This is a genomic window from Massilia sp. Soil_C_3 (assembly GCF_057657035.1).
In genome coordinates this window covers 448378-464608 of sequence record NZ_JBDGJG010000001.1, presented here as the reverse complement: position 1 = coordinate 464608, position 16231 = coordinate 448378, and the positions used below count along the sequence as shown (strand labels likewise).

The following is a 16231-nucleotide window of genomic DNA, read 5'->3' as shown; positions in this document are numbered from 1 at the left end:
ATTACCGCGTGTAATTCAGGCAAGAGCTCCGAGTAGTTTTAGCTACCAATATTTAACGCGCAGGAGATGCCTTTGGTGTACAGCCACGTTTGATCCATGTCGAAAGACAGATCAGGCGGGCTGCACCGCCTCTTCCGCGCGCAGCTCTTCCAGTGCCTGCAGGCAGTAATACTGGAACCATAACCCGGCGAACAGGAAGATCATGACGTACAGCCACAGCGACACCAGGGCCAGGATCGGGAACAGCACGATCGACAGCACCGCGCCGCCCATCCAGACGATGCCCGGCAGCGCGCCCGCCAGCCCCGTGATGAAGCCGATGGTGAGCAGGGCCGGCCGCCGGCGCCGCATCAGGGCCAGGCGCTCGGCCTGGGTGGCGTGGGCGGCCAGCGCGTCGTAGCTCATCACGCGCGACGTGACCCAGGCCCACAGGCTGGCCTGCACCAGCCAGGCCAGCGGCGGCACCGCGTACAGCGGCAGGGTGAACAGCCACAGCAGGGCAAACACGACGACGCTGCCCAGGTTGATCGCCACGCTGCCGAAGAAGGAACCACCCTCCTTCTTTGCGAGTTGGGGAAACTGGCGCTTGCCGACATACGACTCGATGGCCGGCATCGCCACCACGCCCACGAACAGCAGGGCCGAGCCGATCTTGAGCGGCAGCAGCAGCACGATCGCCATCAGCGGCACCACCATCACCTTGAGCATGCCCAGGCCCACCATTTCGAGCATGCTGCCGCTGGTCTCGAAACCGCCGTACTCGGCGAACATGCCGTGCAGCCAGTCGAGCAGCGGCTGCAGGCCCAGCCACATGCCGACGCTCCACAGGGCGACCGCCAGCAGCAGCGGCGCCAGCGACAACAGCAGCATGCGGCTGCTGAACTGCGCGCCCAGGGCGCGCCGGCAGGCGGTCAGTACACTGTTCATCGGGCTTTCTTTCGCGGCATGGTGTCTCCTGATGGCAGTTCAATGCCGTCATTCTACGGGATGACACCGGATGGACCCATCGACTACAATCGTCGTTCAATCTGAACAACAAGGAAGACCATGTCCACCATCACCACCGAATCCGGCCTGCAATACGAAGAGCTCGTCACTGGCGAAGGCGCCGAGGCGAAAGCCGGCCAGCACGTCACCGTGCACTACACCGGCTGGCTGCGCAACGACGACGGCAGCCTGGGCGCCAAGTTCGATTCGAGCAAAGACCGCAACGACCCGTTCGAGTTCGCGCTCGGCGCCGGCCACGTGATCCGCGGCTGGGACGAAGGCGTGCAGGGCATGAAGGTCGGCGGTTCGCGCCGCCTGACCATCCCGGCCAGCCTGGGCTACGGCGCACGCGGCGCCGGCGGCGTGATCCCGCCGAACGCCACCCTGATCTTCGACGTCGACCTGCTGGCCGTGTAATCAGGATTGCCATGCGCCGTCCTGCGATGGCGCATGGCTCGGCCGTCCTGGGGCGGCATTTGAACATCTCTTCTAAAATGCGGCCGGATTCCCCGTGCCCGCCTGTCTCCTGGGCTAAGATGCCTGCCGCGTTGTCCAAGCGACAATACCGCACTCAACCATCACAGGAGTTTCCATGAGCTTGCAGGAACAGTTCACCCAGGCCCAGGCCGATTCGAAAAACCTGTCGGAGCGTCCCGACAACATGACCTTGCTGAAGATCTACGCGCTGTTCAAGCAGGGCTCGAGCGGCGACGTGACGGGCGAGCGTCCGGGCATGACCGATTTCGTGGCGCGCGCCAAGTACGACGCCTGGGCCGGCCTCGCGGGCACCTCGCAAGAGGAAGCCCAGCAGCAGTACGTCGACCTGATCGAAGAGTTGAAGGGCTGATCGCCACCGGGCCGGCGCCTGCGGCCGGCCCATAACCCCGGTTACGCCGCGGCGGCGAAGGTCTTGCGCATCTTTTCCGCCACCTTGGCCTCGATGGCCGGCGCGAACGCGCCCATGAAGAAGCCCAGGCGGATGCGCATCGCGGCGCGCCGGTCTTCCAGGGTCAACATGCCCTCCACGCCGCTGCGCTCGAAGCGCAGCACATCGCCGTCCCACCTGCATTCCAGCCCGTATTCGGCCGCGATACGCTGCGCCACCTGTTCGGCTACCGAACGCGCCGCGTCCCGGCTCAGGCTGTGCTGCTGGACGATGCTGATTTCCGCCATCTGACTGATCCTTCCTGAATCGATTGCAAACAATCCGCCATGATGCCAGTTGCGGCCGGGCTATGCCAGAGCCCGCTATAACTGACAGCGCTGGCTCAGCCTCAATTGACGATTATCAAAGCGTGCCCGGCAGGGAGCGCGAGGATGAAGACGCAAGCCCGTCATTACGCGAGGAGTCGATATGGAAACCCCCGTCGAGCAGCCGAACCGCCTGTTGCCCAGCGAAGAGGCGGCGCAGACAGCGCAGCCTCCGGTGCGCTTCGTCCCTACCCCGAGCGCGCCCTACCGCCAGCAGCACCGCGCCGCGCGCCTGCTCGAAGAACCCGAGGTCCCCGATCCGGCCGCGCCATCGACCACTGAGCCGCCGCCGCACGCCTTCGGCGCCCGCGTCCTCATGTGGAAGCAAGATCCTTCGGTGAGCGAGATCGGCACCCGCAAGGCCTTCCTGCCCGGCGTGGTGCTGGCCGGCCCGCGCGACGCCCGCATCGCCCCCGGCGAGCCGGGCATCGCCGCGGTCGAGCCGAACGCCTTCGGCGACTTCGTCACCCAGCCCGACACGCCGCAGTTCGACGCCGTCCATACCTTCGTCGTGGTGCGCCAGACGCTCACCATGTACCAGCGCGCCCTGGCCGCCGCCGGCGCGGCCCATACCATGCCGCTGCCCTGGCAATGGAACAGCAGCACCGACACGCGGCCGCTGCTGGTCTACCCGCACGGCCTGCCGAACGTCATGAACGCCTTCTACAGCCGCAGCCAGGCCTGCCTCAAGTTCGGCGACTTCATTCCCAACGGCGCCACCGGGCGGGTCTTCACCTGCCGCTCGTTCGACATCGTGTCGCACGAGACCGCCCATGCGGTGCTCGACGGCATCAAGCCGCTCTGGCTGCAGGCCGACGCCCCGCCCCAGACCGGCGGCCTGCACGAAGCCTTCGGCGACCTCACCGCGATCTTCCTGGCCCTGTCCCAGCTCGACCAGTGCGAAGCCGTGATCGCCCAGACCAAGGCCGACCTGCACGACAAATCCTTCCTGACCGACATCGCCGAGCAGTTCGGGCTGGCGCTCGGCAACAGCACCGGCCTGCGCAACGCCGACAACGACCTCAAACTGAGCGAGGCCGGCACCCAGGTGCACGCCATCTCGCAGGTGTTCACCGGCGCCGTCTACGATGTGCTGGCCGACCTGTTCTTTCACGAACGCGATCCCGGGCGCGAAGACTGCGCCGCCGTCCTGCACCGGGTCGCCAACTACCTGAGCGGGGTGCTGCTGCGCGCCCTGATCGCCGCGCCCGACGAGGCCGCCACCTATGCCGACGTGGTCAACGCCATGCTCCAGACCGTGACGGCCGACGGCAAGCCGGCCGCCTATGCCGACGCCATCCGCCTCCAGTTCAGCCGGCGCGAAGTGACCGAGGCCGGCCATGGCGGCGGTCCGGATGGCGCCGCCGCCTTCGTCCCCGGCCTGCCCCTGGCGGCGCGGGTGTGCGACGCGCCCGGCGCGCGGCAAGACCGGCGTTCCTGCTGCGGCACCATGCAGCTGCCCGAATACGATTGCGCCGAGCGCGTGCTGGCGGGCGAGGCACGCCTGCTGGCGCGCTGGTGCTTCGATCACGGCCGCCACGGGCCGGGGCTGCCGGGGGTGCCGGCTGGCGCCCAGCCTGCCGATCCATCGATGCTCGCATGAAGATCAGCGCCCGCGCCTGCGGCGGCTTTGCCGGACTGGCCGAATCCTACGAGCTCGATACCGCGCGCCTGGCCGACGGGCCGGCCCTCGAGACGCTGCTGCAGCGCCTCGACTTCTTCGACGCCGCACCGGCCTACCCGGTCGGCGCCGACTTGCCGCGCTGGGAAATCACGGTCGAGGACGGGCCGCGCTGCCACACCGTGTTCCTGCGTGAGGACGGCAGCGGCGGCCAATGGCAACACCTGCTCGACTACCTGCGGCAGGCCGGTTGAGCGGGATTTGCCAGCTTCCATCTGCAGCGGCCTTAAGCGCCGTCAACAACTACTGTTCGGCGGCTTGACAAGCCAAGATCCGCACGCTCGTGCGGATTCCCCCTTCATTTGCTTATGTAGATTGTGTATATAGGCGAATTTGTGAGAAAAGCCGAATTGCCCTAAAATACAGTGCTTTGCTCTGTCCGGCCGGCCTGTTCATGTCCATGTTCTTGCGCCCGGCGACGCGACATCCCACCAACTGATAGGACTGTTATGACCCACGTTGTCACCGAATCGTGCATCCGCTGTCGTTACACCGACTGCGTCGATGTATGCCCGGTAGATTGTTTCCGGGAAGGCCCGAATTTCCTCGCCATCGATCCTGACGAGTGCATCGACTGCGCCGTCTGCGTCGCCGAATGCCCGGTGAATGCGATCTATGCCGAAGAAGACACGCCTGGCGACCAACAGCACTTCATCAAGCTCAACGCCGATCTCGCGCGCTTCTGGCCTTCGATCACCAAGACGAAGCCGGCCCTGCCAGACGCGGAAGAGTGGAAAGACGTCAAGGACAAACTCGACCAACTGGCCCGCTAATACCGCCGCTGCGCCGCCCATTCGGCGCCGGCCCGGGGTCGTTCTGCATGGCAGTGCTGGCTGCCATCGCCTCACCAATCAAAAATCACAGGAAGTAAGCGCATGACTATCAGTGCCACCCACGAAGCGGGCAGCATCGCTCCCAACAGTTCCTTCGCCGGCGCCATCGAAGCCGATGCCGTGATCATCGGCGCGGGCCCGGTCGGCCTGTTCCAGGTGTTCGAACTCGGCCTGCTCGAAATCAAGGCCCACGTCATCGATTCGCTGCCGGCAGTCGGCGGCCAGTGCGTGGAACTGTATCCGGACAAACCGATCTATGACATCCCTGCCGTCCCGGTGTGCACCGGCCAGGAACTGACCGACAACCTGCTCAAGCAGATCGAACCGTTCGAGCCGACCTTCCACCTGGGCCAGGAAGTCACGACCGTGCAGCGCCGCGAAGACCAGCGCTTCAACGTCGAGACCTCGACCGGCACCCGCTTCATCACCAAGACCATCTTCATCGCAGCCGGCGTCGGTTCGTTCCAGGCGCGCACGATCAAGGTCGACGGCATCGACAAGTACGACGGCGAGCAGCTGTTCTACCGCGTCAAGGATCCGGCTCGCTTCGAAGGCAAGAACATCGTCATCTGCGGCGGCGGCGACTCCGCGCTGGACTGGGCCCTGAACTTCGTCGGCAAGGCTGAATCGGTCGTGCTGGTGCACCGCCGCGACGACTTCCGCGCTGCCCCGGCCTCGGTCGCCAAGATGAAAGCCCTGTGCGACGAGTACGAGATGCAACTGATCACCGGCCAGGTGACCGGTTTCGACGAAAAAGACGGCCAGCTGACCGAAGTGAAGGTCACCGGCGCCGACGGCGTCACCCGCCGCGTGCCGCTGGACATGCTGCTGGTGTTCTTCGGCCTGTCGCCGAAGCTGGGTCCGATCGCCGAGTGGGGCCTGGACATCGAACGCAAGCAGCTCAAGGTGGTGGACACCGAGAAATTCGAGACCAACGTCCCGGGCATCTTCGCCGTGGGCGACATCAACACCTATCCGGGCAAGAAGAAGCTGATCCTGTCGGGCTTCCACGAAGCCGCGCTGGCCGCCTTCGGCGCCGCGCCGTACATCTTCCCGGACAAGAAGATCCACATGCAGTACACGACGACCTCGCCGAAGCTGCACAAGATCCTGGGCGTCGAAACCCCGGTGTTCGACTAAGCAATGTGTGGCCGCGTTCAGTTACTTCGCGGCGACAGAGTCCCCTGAAGCGCCCCGCCCTGCGGGGCGTTTTGCTTTATGTGGGCCGCCCAACGGAGCGGGTCCGGGTAAATATGCTACAAGTGCACCATGCATAGGGGATAGCGGTGGCCCTCGTTGCCACCCGCCAACGCAAATCCCCTATAATCGGATGAAGCTTATGCGCGGGCGATATTAGCGCAATGTCAATACGAAGGATTACTTTATGCTTTATCAACTGCACGAGATGCAACGCTCCTTCCTGACCCCGCTGATGCAGTGGGCCGATGCGTCATCGAAACTGTTCTCCAATCCCGTGTCGCCATTTGCGCACACCCCATTTTCCCAACGTATCGCCGCCGGCTACGAGCTGATGTACCGCCTCGGCAAGGAATACGAAAAACCGTCCTTTGGCCTGAAGACCACCACCATCAACGGTGAAGAGGTCGGCATCGTCGAGCACATCGTCGTCGACAAGCCGTTCTGCGAGCTGCTGCACTTCAAGAAAGACATGGACGCCGCCGCCTATGCCGCGCTTGGCCAGCCCTCGGTGCTCGTGGTGGCGCCATTGTCCGGCCACCACGCGACGCTGCTGCGCGACACCGTGAAAGCCCTGCTGGTCGAGCATGACGTCTACATCACCGACTGGACCGACGCCCGCATGGTGCCGCTGGCCGACGGCCCGTTCCACCTCGACGACTACGTCTTCTACGTCCAGGATTTCATCCGCCACCTGGGCCCGGACGTGCACGTGATCTCGGTGTGCCAGCCGACGGTGCCGGTGCTGGCCGCGATCGCCCTGATGGCGAGCAACAAGGATCCGAAGCTGCCGAAATCGATGACCATGATGGGCGGTCCGATCGACCCGCGCAAATCGCCGACCGCAGTCAACGACCTGGCCATCGAAAAGCCGTACTCGTGGTTCGAGAACACCGTGATCTACGCAGTGCCGGGCAATTACCCCGGCTTTGGCCGCAAGGTCTATCCGGGCTTCCTGCAGCACGCCGGCTTCATCGCGATGAACCCGGGCCGCCACGCCCAGAGCCACCGCGAGTTCTACCAGCACCTGGTGCGTGGCGACGACGACTCGGCCGAGGCGCACCGCAAGTTCTACGACGAGTACAACGCCGTGCTCGACATGCCGGCAGAGTACTACCTCGACACCATCAAGACCGTGTTCCAGGACTACAGCCTGCCGAAGGGCACCTGGAAAGTCGGCGGCCAGCTGGTGCGTCCGCAAGACATCGAGTCGGTCGCCCTGCTCACCGTCGAAGGCGAGCTGGACGACATCTCGGGCCTGGGCCAGACCAGCGCCGCACTGACCCTGTGCACCGGCATCCCGAAGGACAAGAAACACGACTTCGTGGTCGAGAAAGCCGGCCACTACGGCATCTTCTCGGGCCGCCGCTGGCGCGAGATCGTGTGTCCGAAGATTACCGAGTTCATCCGCGCGAACGGGTAAGCCGTCAAGTTAAGGCAACAGCCTTCTTGAGTTAGCATAAAAACGTCGTTACTGCCACTGGCAGTAACGACTCCCCGCGAAGGCGGGGACCTAAGTTCTGCAAACGTCGTCGAAACGCTTGCAACTTGGGTCCCCGCCTGCGCGGGGACGACGTATGTTGAGGGTTAGCTCAGCAGCTCAGCGCACCGCCACCACCTGCGCTACCCGCCCGGTCGCGATCGCCACCAGCGCATAGCGCCCGCCCGCGTCGACCCACTGGTGCCCGCGCGGCGGCTTGGACAGGCGCAGTGCGCGCCAATCCTCGACCACATGCTGGTGCGCCTGGTAGCGCGCCGGCAGGCGCTCACCGCGCCGCAGTTCTCCATTCGCGTCCACGCTGCGATAGCGCGCCGACAGCACCTGCGCGGCTTCCGGCCCGCCATCGGCCTTGCGCGCGCCCGGCTGCTGCAAGCCGTCTCCTGCCGAAAAGATGGCGGCAAAGAGCAACGGCGCGATCAACTCGTTCATGTCAGTCCCCGGGGTCAGCGTCAGCCGATAGTACAACAGGGCGGCACGCAGGTCGTCTGTTCGCTTGCCCACGTAGGGACGAGAATGGATGAGCACTGCCGGGTCCGCCTGAAGGCAGCCCTGATCGCCTCTAAGCCCGTTTTGGCGGATAATGTCGGCTTGATCAGATTCAAGCAGCGCCCTTTCGTGACCACAACCCTCGCCGACCAGCTCGAAGACCTGCTGCCGCAGACCCAGTGCACCAAATGCGGTTATCCCGCCTGCCGCCCGTATGCCGAGGCCATGGCGAATGGCGAGGCCGACATCAACCAGTGTCCGCCGGGCGGCATGGAAGGCGTGCGCCGCCTGGCCGCCGCGACCGGACGCAAGGTCATCCCGATCAATCCGGCCAACGGCGTCGAGCGCCCGCGTCCGGTCGCCTTCATCGACGAGTCGCTGTGTATCGGCTGCACGCTGTGTATCCAGGCCTGCCCGGTCGATGCGATCCTGGGCGCGGCCAAGCAGATGCACACCATCCTGCCGAGCCTGTGCACCGGCTGCGACCTGTGCGTCGCGCCCTGCCCGGTCGACTGCATCGCGATGGTTCCCGTCACGGGCGAACGCACCGGCTGGGACGCCTGGACCCAGCAGGACGCCGACGCGGCGCGCGACCGCCACGACTTCCGCACCGCGCGCCTCGGCCGCGAGCGCGAGGAAAACGATGCCCGCCTGGCCGCCAAGGCCGTCGAAAAAATGCGCGCGGTCACCGCCGAAGTGACGAACACCCCGGAAGAACTGGCCGAGAAAGAGCGCAAGCGCGCCATCATCGCCGCCGCCATGGAACGCGCCCGCCTGAAGGCGGCCGGCAACCAGGACAAGAACTGAACCCGATGAATCCCGCCAAACGCCTGGAAATCTTTAGCCGCTTTCGCGCCGCCAATCCAAAACCGACCACCGAGCTCGAGTTCACGACGCCGTTCGAACTGCTGATCGCGGTGCTGCTGTCGGCCCAGTCGACCGACGTCGGCGTCAACAAGGCCATGCGCCGCCTGTTCCCGGTGGCGAATACGCCGCAAGCGATCCTCGACCTCGGCATCGACGAACTCAAGACCTATATCTCGACCATCGGCCTGTACAACACCAAGGCGAAGAACGTGATGGCGACCTGCCAGATCCTGGTCGAGCAGCACGGCGGCGAAGTGCCGCCCGTGCGCGAAGCGCTGGAAGCATTGCCCGGCGTCGGCCGCAAGACCGCCAACGTGGTGCTCAATACCGCCTTCGGCGAGCCGACCATGGCGGTCGACACCCACATTTTCCGCGTGTCGAACCGGACGAAGATCGCGCCGGGCAAGAACGTCGACATCGTCGAACAGAAGCTGTTGAAATTCGTGCCCAAGGACTTCCTGCACGACGCCCACCACTGGCTGATCCTGCACGGCCGCTACACCTGCGTGGCGCGCAAGCCCAAGTGCTGGAACTGCCTGATCGCCGACCTGTGCGAGTTCAGGGACAAGACGCCGGCGCCGGCCGGCGTGCTCGATCCGGCCGTGGCCGCGGTCAACGCGGCGACCTAAACCCGGGTTTCGCCGGTGACGAACGAGGCGCGCACGATGCGCCCCTCGACCACCTCGTACACGCACAGCATCTCGACCGTCCCCTTCCCTTCGGGGAAGTTGCGGGTCACGATTTCCAGGTCGGTGACGAAGTTGCCGAGCACCGTGCGCGACAGCAGGCGCGCGTGCAGGTCGGGTTCGGCGAAACGCATCTCGTAGCGCGGGCGGATCTGGTCATACCCCTGGGCCAGCAGCTCGCCATGCAAGACGAATTGCTGCGCGTCCGGCGCATAGGTGGCCATCAGGGCGTCGAGGTCCTTGGCGTTGTAGGCGTCGAGTTGAGCCTGGACCACGGCGAGAGGAGAGTTCGGCATAGCGTCTTTCAAAAAAACGGCGCGTTTTCCAACAAAAGCGCGCCTGGTCACATTGTTACGGTAAGCGAGCGCCCACCCCTTACAGCAGCACCATATTGTCGCGATGGACCAGTTCCGGTCCTTCGACGAACCCCAGGATGCGTTCGATCTCGGTCGAGGAATGGCGCATGATGCGCCGCACTTCGCTACTGGCATAGTTGGTCAGCCCGCGCGCCAGCGGTTTGCCGGCTTCGTCGACGCAGGTGATCACCTGGCCGCGGCCGAACTCGCCGTTCACGGCCAGCACGCCGATCGGCAGCAGCGACTTGCCCTCCTTGGTCAGCTTGAGCGCCGCGCCGGCGTCGATCACGACCTCTCCCGTGGTGTGCAGGTGATCGACCATCCACTGGCGGCGCGCCGTCAGGCGGCCGGTGGCGGCCAGCAACTGGGTGCCGATCGACTCGCCGCCGGCCAGGCGCGTGAGCACGTCCGGCTCGCGGCCCCAGGCGATCACGGTATGGGCGCCGGAGCGCGCCGCGCGCTTGGCGGCCAGCACCTTGGTCAGCATGCCGCCGCGCCCGATACTGCTGCCGGCACCGCCGGCCATCGCCTCTAGGGCCACGTCGCCGGCCTGAGCCTGCTCGATCAGCTGCGCGTTCGGATCCTTGCGCGGGTCGCTCGAGTACAGCCCGGGCTGGTCGGTCAGGATGACCAGCGCGTCGGCCTCGATCAGGTTGGCGACCAGGGCGCCGAGCGTGTCGTTGTCGCCGAACTTGATCTCGTCGGTGACGACGGTGTCGTTCTCGTTGATGATCGGGACCACGTTCAGGCGCAGCAAGGTGGTCAGCGTCGAGCGCGCATTGAGGTAGCGTTCGCGGTCGGCCAGGTCGGCGTGGGTCAGCAGCACCTGCGCGGTCTTGACGCCGTGGGCGCTGAAGCTGGTCTCATAGATCTGGGCCAGGCCCATCTGGCCGCAGGCGGCGCAGGCCTGCAGCTCATGGATGTCGGTCGGGCGCTTGCCGAAACCGAGGCGCAGCATGCCCTCGGCGATGGCGCCCGAGCTGACCAGGACGACGTCCTTGCCGAGCGCGCGCAATGCGGCGATCTGGGCTGCCCAGCGGGCGATGGCGGTATGGTCGAGGCCCCGTCCCTCGTCGGTGACGAGGGAGGAACCGACCTTGACGATGATGCGGGATGCTTGTTGGAGTGCGGAATTCATGGCGACAGGTTCTTCCCCCGCGGTCGCAACGCGAGCAGGGAAAGTCCTGCCAGCAGTTCAACCGCGCAGACGACTAATAATACCCCCGTGGGCAGGCCGATCGCAAAAGCCGCGACGAGGCGGCCGGCCGGCTGGGCCAGGAGGAACAGGGCAGTAAGGTCGCCGAGGATGGGCTGGTCGCCCTGCCTGGCCGCCAACAGCGCCAACCCCGCGGTAGCGAGGCGGATGCCGACGTAGATGGCGTAGAACTGGCTGTAGCCGTTCACGCCGACGAGAAACAGGCCCATCGCGGCCGCAATGCGGTCGGGATCGAGCATGGCCGCGAGCGCGGCCAGAGAACTGGCGGTGGCGACCAATTGCAGCAGCTGGCCGCGCAGCCAGGCGCGCGACCAGATGTTGGCCTGGGAAGCGCTCGCGCTCAAGTTCAGTCTTCGATGATCTTGAAACGTGGATCGTCCGGATCGATCGACGAGATGCCACGCGCTTCCTCGGTCATCGAGGTTTCTTCGGCGCGCTGCTCGGAATGGCGCTTTTCTTCGAGGTGCAGGTAGATCGCATTGATCAGGTCCTGGCAGCCTTCGCGGTTCAGGGCCGAGATCTCGAACACGGGGCCTTTCCAGGCCAGGCGCTTGATCATGTCCTTGACGCGCTTCTTGCGCTCGGCATCGTCGAGCACGTCGAGCTTGTTCAGCACCAGCCAGCGCGGCTTGTTGAGCAGTTCTTCGTCGTACTTTTCGAGTTCCTTGATCAGGGCCTTGGCTTCTTTGACCGCATCGACCTTGTCGTCGAACGAGGACAGGTCGACGATGTGCAGCAGCAAACCGGTACGCTGCAGGTGGCGCAGGAACTGGTGGCCCAGGCCGGCGCCTTCGGACGCGCCTTCGATCAGGCCCGGAATATCGGCGATCACGAAGCTCTTCTCATGCGACACGCGCACCACGCCCAGGTTCGGGTGCAGGGTGGTGAACGGATAATCGGCGATCTTCGGCTTGGCGTTCGACACGGCCGTGATGAAGGTGGACTTGCCGGCATTCGGCATGCCCAGGAGGCCGACGTCGGCCAGCACTTTCAGTTCGAGGCGCAGGGTACGGCGTTCGCCTTCCTTGCCCTCGGTCTTCTGGCGCGGTGCGCGGTTGGTCGAGGTCTTAAAATGGATATTGCCCCAACCGCCCTCGCCGCCCTTGGCCAGCAATTCGCTCTGGCCGTGCTCGGTCAGGTCGGCGACGATCTCGCCGTTGAGGTCATCGACGATCAGCGTGCCGACCGGCATGCGGATGGTGATGTCTTCGGCGCCCTTGCCATAGCAATCCGAGCCGCGACCCGGTTCGCCATGCTTGCCGGTGTGGACTTTCGAGTAACGGAAGTCGACCAGGGTATTCACATTACGGTCGGCAACCACATAGATCGAGCTGCCCTTGCCGCCGTCGCCGCCGTCCGGACCGCCGAATGGGCGGAACTTCTCGCGACGGAACGAGGCGCACCCGTTGCCGCCGTCGCCAGCGATGACTTCAATTCTTGCTTCGTCAATAAACTTCATGATTGTGACCGCTTAAAAACTAAAAAGGCCCTACCGTGGGCAGAGCCTTTCGATGGAAGGCTTGCGCCTTGCAAAGAAGCGCCGCTGATGCGGCGCGAGTGCGTAGAAAATTACGCTGCGACTGCTTCGTTAGCAACGACGGTCACGAACTGCTTCGAGCCCACGCCTTGCTTGACGAACTTGACGGTACCGTCGACCAGCGCGAACAGGGTGTGATCCTTGCCGGTGCCGACGTTGGTGCCAGCGCGCACTGGGGTGCCGCGTTGACGGATGATGATGCCGCCGGCGTTGATCGCCTGGCCGCCGTAGACTTTCACGCCAAGGCGCTTGCTTTCTGAGTCACGGCCGTTGCGGGTAGTACCGCCGCCTTTTTTGTGTGCCATTTAATTACTCCTTGATGACTATGCTGGGAACCGGAACGGCAATTAGCCGTTGATCGAAACGATCTGGATTTCGGTGAAGTTCTGGCGATGGCCTTGACGCTTCTGGTAGTGCTTACGACGACGCATCTTGAAGATACGCACTTTGTCGTGGCGACCCTGCGAAACCACTTTCACCAGCACCGTTGCACCTTCGACCAGAGGAGCACCAAACTTGATGCTTTCGCCTTCGCCGAGGGCGAGGACCTGATCGATCGTGAGTTCGGAACCAATGTCTGCCGGTATCTGTTCTACTTTAAGTTTTTCACCAGCGACAACTTTGTATTGCTTGCCACCGGTTTTTATGACCGCGTACATGATTTGAAACCTCATCAAATGTTAAAAGAATCCGCCAGCAACAGAGCCCCGCGCAGAAGCGCTGGACTGTTCGTAAGCCGGGGAACAGGGGATTATACATAACTTGCCGTGATGCGTCAAAAGCGGCTGACGATCTGTTCAGTACGTGGCAAGCCGCCAACATTGGGCAGATGCTCGTGGGCTCCTAACCGGCGGGCTCTACCCTGCTGGCAGCACGGATATCCCTTGCATACCGTATAATCGCGGCACTCTTATAGTTAACCAACGTCTTCGCAGGTCAGCCTTGTCAGCCGCCACTCAACACGCCCAACAGAACTCCATCGTCCAGTCGATCGCCCCAGATATGGAGGCCGTCAACACGGTGATCCGCCAGCGGCTGCATTCCGACGTCACCCTGGTAAACCAGATCGCCGAGTACATCATCAGCGCGGGCGGCAAGCGCATCCGCCCAGTGCTGGTGCTGCTGCTGGCCAATGCCTACGGCTACCGCGGCACGGCCCACCATGAACTGGCCGCCGTGGTCGAGTTCATCCACACCGCGACCCTGCTGCACGACGACGTGGTCGACGAATCCTCGATGCGCCGCGGCCGCCAGACCGCCAACGCCCTGTTCGGCAATGCCGCTTCGGTGCTGGTGGGCGACTTCCTGTACTCGCGCTCGTTCCAGATGATGGTCGGCCTGGACAATATGCGCGTGATGCAGATCCTGTCCGACGCCACCAATGTGATCGCCGAAGGCGAAGTGCTGCAACTGCTGAACATGCACGACCCGGACGTGACCGAAGCGGCCTACCTGCTGGTGATCCGCTCCAAGACCGCCAAGCTGTTCGAAGCGGCGGCCGAGCTGGGTGCATTGGTAGCCGGCGCCAACGACGACCAGATCGCCGCGGCCGGCGAGTACGGCCGCTCGCTCGGTACGGCTTTCCAGCTGATCGACGACGTGCTCGACTACGCGGGCGACGCCGCCGAGATCGGCAAGAACCTGGGTGACGACCTGCGCGAAGGCAAGCCCACCCTGCCGCTGATCTGGCTGATGGAACATGGCACGCCGGAGCAGCGCGAGCTGGTGCGCAATTGCATTGAGCAAGGTGACGAGCAGCAATTCGATGCGGTGCTGGCAGCGGTGACGTCGAGCGGCGCGCTGGATTACACCCGCAAACAGGCCGAAGAAGCGGCCCGCCGCGCGTCGAATGCGATTGCGGATTTGCCTGACAATATCTTCAAAGATAGCCTGCTCCAGCTCAGCCGTTTCGCTGTTGACAGGAACCATTAAGTGATTTTATAGTAATGCCTTCCCGGGGCATTGTACGTACACCCCAAACCGTCGGGGTGTAGCTTAGCCCGGTAGAGCGCTACGTTCGGGACGTAGAGGCCGGAGGTTCGAATCCTCTCACCCCGACCATAAGATTTGAAAGCCAGATTAGGTAAACCCGATCTGGCTTTTTTATTTCCTAATAATCAATGTTTTTTCGACCAGCGCCGAGCACAGAACGTGAAGTTGCATTCTTTGCAAGCACATTGCTACATTGCTTGAAGTGATGCTAAAATTTACACAGATAGTAGAAATTCTCAAATAATTACAACACGGAATTTTCATTATCTTCTTACGTCCAGCTAAAGTTTTATGCGGCAACTTGATCCGACTATCCTCACATGAGCACTTTAGATCAGCCTCTTTCCCTGCAGCCGGGAAAAACCCTATCAGTTCCTCCATTTCTTTTTATAAGTGTTACCGCGAGTCCCCAAAATCATTTAAATTTCGAGGATTTGTGTACTTACCTAAAAGACGTGGTTAACAAGAAGGAAGACGGTGCATGTACAAAGGAACAATGGGACGAATTTGCCAAAAATAATGATCTCATGGCCGGACAGAATCCACTAATTAAACCGCACACATGGTTCTGCGGAGATAAGAGGTGGATTACTGTAACCAAACCTACAGACTGGGAGGTGCACTTGCATTTCGGATTCATCCGAAATCAAGCGGAACGACAAACGCACATTCAGTTAGCACTAGACACAAGATTATGGTTGGGAAAGGTAGCAAGTAAATCTACAAGAGAATGGTGGAATTTCGCGCCGAAGGTCACAGGCGAGGCTAAGATAGCTAGTTATGAAACCGGAATTCAATTTATCCCTCGGCAGTCTTTTTTTAAGACATTAAGAAGTAAAGAATCGATAAGTACCGCTGCTGGCATCTCGCTAGCCTGCGCAGGATTTCTTGCGAGAAACTATGAGCCTTCGATCACGTTTGTTAGATTTGGGGGATACATTATCGGAGCGATTTCGACGGTACTTATTTGCACTACTTTCAGTGCTGTCGTTCGCCATTTTTGGACTATCCCACGTTTTAGCTGGGCAGTCGAACAGTTGAGGGACTAATCGTGAGATCATTTTCCAATCCATTCGAATTTGAGTCTTCGCTTATCAATGTAGCGAATTACATGCTGTCACTAGGCCCTTCATCTAAGAGCCAAAATCAGAGGATAGGCAACGGACGAGACGTATGGGAGCTTGATTATGTATTTACACCTCTTATTTCCTTATCAAAGCGAAGTGTCTATATTTTTGAATTTAAATATTCTTCATCTCCTACACTAGCCGATTCTCAAATATCGCTTCAGTTAGCAAAATTCTCAGCACTATCCGAAGCGAATCCGACGCGTAACATTGGCTTCTTACTGGTGACAAACGGAACTGCTCGCCCACATGTTCGAGTGCCTCCCGATGTAACTATTATAGACAATATTAATAGTGAGGAAGACTGGAAGAACGAACTCGCGGATTGGGTTAGTAGGGAAATTCCCGATTTCCCGTTACCATATCATGTTTCGTCGCGAAGTAGATTTAGCTGGTAATTAGCGGATAATGATAATGTTAAATTTTTTGAGACATTGCAAGATTCTCTTTTTAAGCTCATCGTTTCCGAATTACCAACCGTCGTCCCGGCAAGGGCAGTTCCGACTCAACCCAA

The 16231-nt window shown here is 62.1% G+C and carries 20 protein-coding genes and 1 tRNA gene; 12 read left to right on the top strand and 9 right to left on the bottom strand.

Annotated elements, in window-relative coordinates:
* Positions 1-111 precede the first annotated feature (111 nt).
* Positions 112-927, bottom strand: a complete 816-nt coding sequence (locus AC3A6F_RS02145; RefSeq protein WP_487678313.1) for an EI24 domain-containing protein — start codon at positions 925-927, stop codon at positions 112-114.
* 120 nt (positions 928-1047) lie between these two features.
* On the opposite strand from AC3A6F_RS02145, the gene AC3A6F_RS02140 reads away from it, so the two are divergent.
* Both AC3A6F_RS02140 and AC3A6F_RS02135 read left to right on the top strand, forming a co-directional pair.
* Positions 1048-1404 carry an FKBP-type peptidyl-prolyl cis-trans isomerase gene (locus AC3A6F_RS02140; RefSeq protein WP_123068487.1) on the top strand — a complete coding sequence of 119 codons (357 nt, stop codon included), beginning with the start codon at positions 1048-1050 and terminating at the stop codon, positions 1402-1404.
* 175 nt (positions 1405-1579) lie between these two features.
* Positions 1580-1834, top strand: a complete 255-nt coding sequence (locus tag AC3A6F_RS02135) for an acyl-CoA-binding protein (protein ID WP_320472994.1) — start codon at positions 1580-1582, stop codon at positions 1832-1834.
* A gap of 41 nt (positions 1835-1875) precedes the next feature.
* Here AC3A6F_RS02135 and AC3A6F_RS02130 read toward each other — a convergent pair whose 3' ends face one another.
* Entirely contained in the window at positions 1876-2160 is a 285-nt protein-coding gene (locus AC3A6F_RS02130) for a polyhydroxyalkanoic acid system family protein (RefSeq protein ID WP_487678312.1), read from the bottom strand.
* Positions 2161-2341: 181 nt separating this feature from the next.
* Between AC3A6F_RS02130 and AC3A6F_RS02125 the strand changes: the two genes are divergently transcribed.
* The 5 genes from AC3A6F_RS02125 (at position 2342) to AC3A6F_RS02105 (ending at position 7372) form a co-directional block, all read left to right on the top strand.
* Positions 2342-3841, top strand: a complete 1500-nt coding sequence (locus tag AC3A6F_RS02125; RefSeq protein ID WP_487678311.1) for a hypothetical protein — start codon at positions 2342-2344, stop codon at positions 3839-3841.
* Positions 3838-4113 (top strand): protealysin inhibitor emfourin, encoded by a 276-nt coding sequence (locus tag AC3A6F_RS02120; protein WP_487678310.1) that lies wholly within the window; start codon positions 3838-3840, stop codon positions 4111-4113. Before AC3A6F_RS02125 ends, AC3A6F_RS02120 begins: the two co-directional genes overlap by 4 nt.
* Before the next feature lie 255 nt (positions 4114-4368).
* Positions 4369-4692, top strand: coding sequence for a ferredoxin FdxA (gene fdxA / locus AC3A6F_RS02115; protein WP_123068491.1), 324 nt, complete (start codon positions 4369-4371; stop codon positions 4690-4692).
* A gap of 102 nt (positions 4693-4794) precedes the next feature.
* Positions 4795-5892 carry an NAD(P)/FAD-dependent oxidoreductase gene (locus AC3A6F_RS02110; protein WP_487678309.1) on the top strand — a complete coding sequence of 366 codons (1098 nt, stop codon included), beginning with the start codon at positions 4795-4797 and terminating at the stop codon, positions 5890-5892.
* A gap of 244 nt (positions 5893-6136) precedes the next feature.
* Positions 6137-7372 (top strand): polyhydroxyalkanoate depolymerase, encoded by a 1236-nt coding sequence (locus AC3A6F_RS02105; protein WP_487678308.1) that lies wholly within the window; start codon positions 6137-6139, stop codon positions 7370-7372.
* A 177-nt stretch (positions 7373-7549) separates the two neighbouring features.
* Here AC3A6F_RS02105 and AC3A6F_RS02100 read toward each other — a convergent pair whose 3' ends face one another.
* A complete protein-coding gene (locus tag AC3A6F_RS02100) occupies positions 7550-7879 on the bottom strand; it encodes an RcnB family protein (RefSeq protein WP_487678307.1) in 330 nt (109 codons plus the stop codon).
* Positions 7880-8065: 186 nt separating this feature from the next.
* On the opposite strand from AC3A6F_RS02100, the gene rsxB reads away from it, so the two are divergent.
* Together rsxB and nth are read left to right on the top strand one after the other, a co-directional pair.
* Positions 8066-8743: an electron transport complex subunit RsxB gene (rsxB, locus tag AC3A6F_RS02095; protein ID WP_487678306.1), complete on the top strand. Its 678-nt coding sequence runs from the start codon at positions 8066-8068 to the stop codon at positions 8741-8743.
* A 5-nt stretch (positions 8744-8748) separates the two neighbouring features.
* Positions 8749-9432 (top strand): endonuclease III, encoded by a 684-nt coding sequence (gene nth / locus AC3A6F_RS02090; RefSeq protein ID WP_487678305.1) that lies wholly within the window; start codon positions 8749-8751, stop codon positions 9430-9432.
* Here nth and AC3A6F_RS02085 read toward each other — a convergent pair.
* The 6 genes from AC3A6F_RS02085 to rplU form a co-directional block, all read right to left on the bottom strand.
* Positions 9429-9785, bottom strand: a complete 357-nt coding sequence (locus tag AC3A6F_RS02085) for a nuclear transport factor 2 family protein (protein ID WP_487678304.1) — start codon at positions 9783-9785, stop codon at positions 9429-9431. The two genes, nth and AC3A6F_RS02085, sit on opposite strands and share 4 nt — an antisense overlap.
* A 79-nt stretch (positions 9786-9864) precedes the next feature.
* Entirely contained in the window at positions 9865-10983 is a 1119-nt protein-coding gene (proB, locus tag AC3A6F_RS02080; protein WP_487678303.1) for a glutamate 5-kinase, read from the bottom strand.
* Positions 10980-11405 carry a hypothetical protein gene (locus tag AC3A6F_RS02075; protein WP_487678302.1) on the bottom strand — a complete coding sequence of 142 codons (426 nt, stop codon included), beginning with the start codon at positions 11403-11405 and terminating at the stop codon, positions 10980-10982. The genes proB and AC3A6F_RS02075 overlap by 4 nt, the downstream gene beginning before the upstream one ends.
* A 2-nt stretch (positions 11406-11407) precedes the next feature.
* Positions 11408-12520, bottom strand: a complete 1113-nt coding sequence (gene cgtA / locus AC3A6F_RS02070) for an Obg family GTPase CgtA (RefSeq protein WP_123069528.1) — start codon at positions 12518-12520, stop codon at positions 11408-11410.
* A 110-nt stretch (positions 12521-12630) separates the two neighbouring features.
* Positions 12631-12903 carry a 50S ribosomal protein L27 gene (rpmA, locus tag AC3A6F_RS02065; protein ID WP_027865916.1) on the bottom strand — a complete coding sequence of 91 codons (273 nt, stop codon included), beginning with the start codon at positions 12901-12903 and terminating at the stop codon, positions 12631-12633.
* A 42-nt stretch (positions 12904-12945) separates the two neighbouring features.
* Positions 12946-13257: a 50S ribosomal protein L21 gene (rplU, locus tag AC3A6F_RS02060; protein ID WP_123069546.1), complete on the bottom strand. Its 312-nt coding sequence runs from the start codon at positions 13255-13257 to the stop codon at positions 12946-12948.
* A 283-nt stretch (positions 13258-13540) separates the two neighbouring features.
* Here rplU and ispB point away from each other — a divergent pair, with 283 nt between their 5' ends.
* From ispB to AC3A6F_RS02045, 3 genes are all read left to right on the top strand, one after another.
* Positions 13541-14530 (top strand): octaprenyl diphosphate synthase, encoded by a 990-nt coding sequence (gene ispB, locus AC3A6F_RS02055; protein ID WP_487678301.1) that lies wholly within the window; start codon positions 13541-13543, stop codon positions 14528-14530.
* Positions 14531-14582: 52 nt separating this feature from the next.
* A tRNA-Pro gene (locus tag AC3A6F_RS02050) sits at positions 14583-14659 on the top strand.
* Positions 14660-14910: 251 nt separating this feature from the next.
* The gene (locus AC3A6F_RS02045; RefSeq protein ID WP_487678300.1) at positions 14911-15639 is read left to right on the top strand and encodes a hypothetical protein; all 729 of its coding nucleotides are present in this window, start codon (positions 14911-14913) and stop codon (positions 15637-15639) included.
* Positions 15640-16231: the final 592 nt, after the last annotated feature.

Coding starts and splice junctions, on each gene's coding strand:
- AC3A6F_RS02145 (WP_487678313.1), bottom strand. CDS start 927: ATGAACAGTGTACTGACCGCCTGCCGGCGCGCCCTGGGCGCGCAGTTC.
- AC3A6F_RS02140 (WP_123068487.1), top strand. CDS start 1,048: ATGTCCACCATCACCACCGAATCCGGCCTGCAATACGAAGAGCTCGTC.
- AC3A6F_RS02135 (WP_320472994.1), top strand. CDS start 1,580: ATGAGCTTGCAGGAACAGTTCACCCAGGCCCAGGCCGATTCGAAAAAC.
- AC3A6F_RS02130 (WP_487678312.1), bottom strand. CDS start 2,160: ATGGCGGAAATCAGCATCGTCCAGCAGCACAGCCTGAGCCGGGACGCG.
- AC3A6F_RS02125 (WP_487678311.1), top strand. CDS start 2,342: ATGGAAACCCCCGTCGAGCAGCCGAACCGCCTGTTGCCCAGCGAAGAG.
- AC3A6F_RS02120 (WP_487678310.1), top strand. CDS start 3,838: ATGAAGATCAGCGCCCGCGCCTGCGGCGGCTTTGCCGGACTGGCCGAA.
- fdxA (WP_123068491.1), top strand. CDS start 4,369: ATGACCCACGTTGTCACCGAATCGTGCATCCGCTGTCGTTACACCGAC.
- AC3A6F_RS02110 (WP_487678309.1), top strand. CDS start 4,795: ATGACTATCAGTGCCACCCACGAAGCGGGCAGCATCGCTCCCAACAGT.
- AC3A6F_RS02105 (WP_487678308.1), top strand. CDS start 6,137: ATGCTTTATCAACTGCACGAGATGCAACGCTCCTTCCTGACCCCGCTG.
- AC3A6F_RS02100 (WP_487678307.1), bottom strand. CDS start 7,879: ATGAACGAGTTGATCGCGCCGTTGCTCTTTGCCGCCATCTTTTCGGCA.
- nth (WP_487678305.1), top strand. CDS start 8,749: ATGAATCCCGCCAAACGCCTGGAAATCTTTAGCCGCTTTCGCGCCGCC.
- AC3A6F_RS02085 (WP_487678304.1), bottom strand. CDS start 9,785: ATGCCGAACTCTCCTCTCGCCGTGGTCCAGGCTCAACTCGACGCCTAC.
- proB (WP_487678303.1), bottom strand. CDS start 10,983: ATGAATTCCGCACTCCAACAAGCATCCCGCATCATCGTCAAGGTCGGT.
- cgtA (WP_123069528.1), bottom strand. CDS start 12,520: ATGAAGTTTATTGACGAAGCAAGAATTGAAGTCATCGCTGGCGACGGC.
- rpmA (WP_027865916.1), bottom strand. CDS start 12,903: ATGGCACACAAAAAAGGCGGCGGTACTACCCGCAACGGCCGTGACTCA.
- rplU (WP_123069546.1), bottom strand. CDS start 13,257: ATGTACGCGGTCATAAAAACCGGTGGCAAGCAATACAAAGTTGTCGCT.
- AC3A6F_RS02045 (WP_487678300.1), top strand. CDS start 14,911: ATGAGCACTTTAGATCAGCCTCTTTCCCTGCAGCCGGGAAAAACCCTA.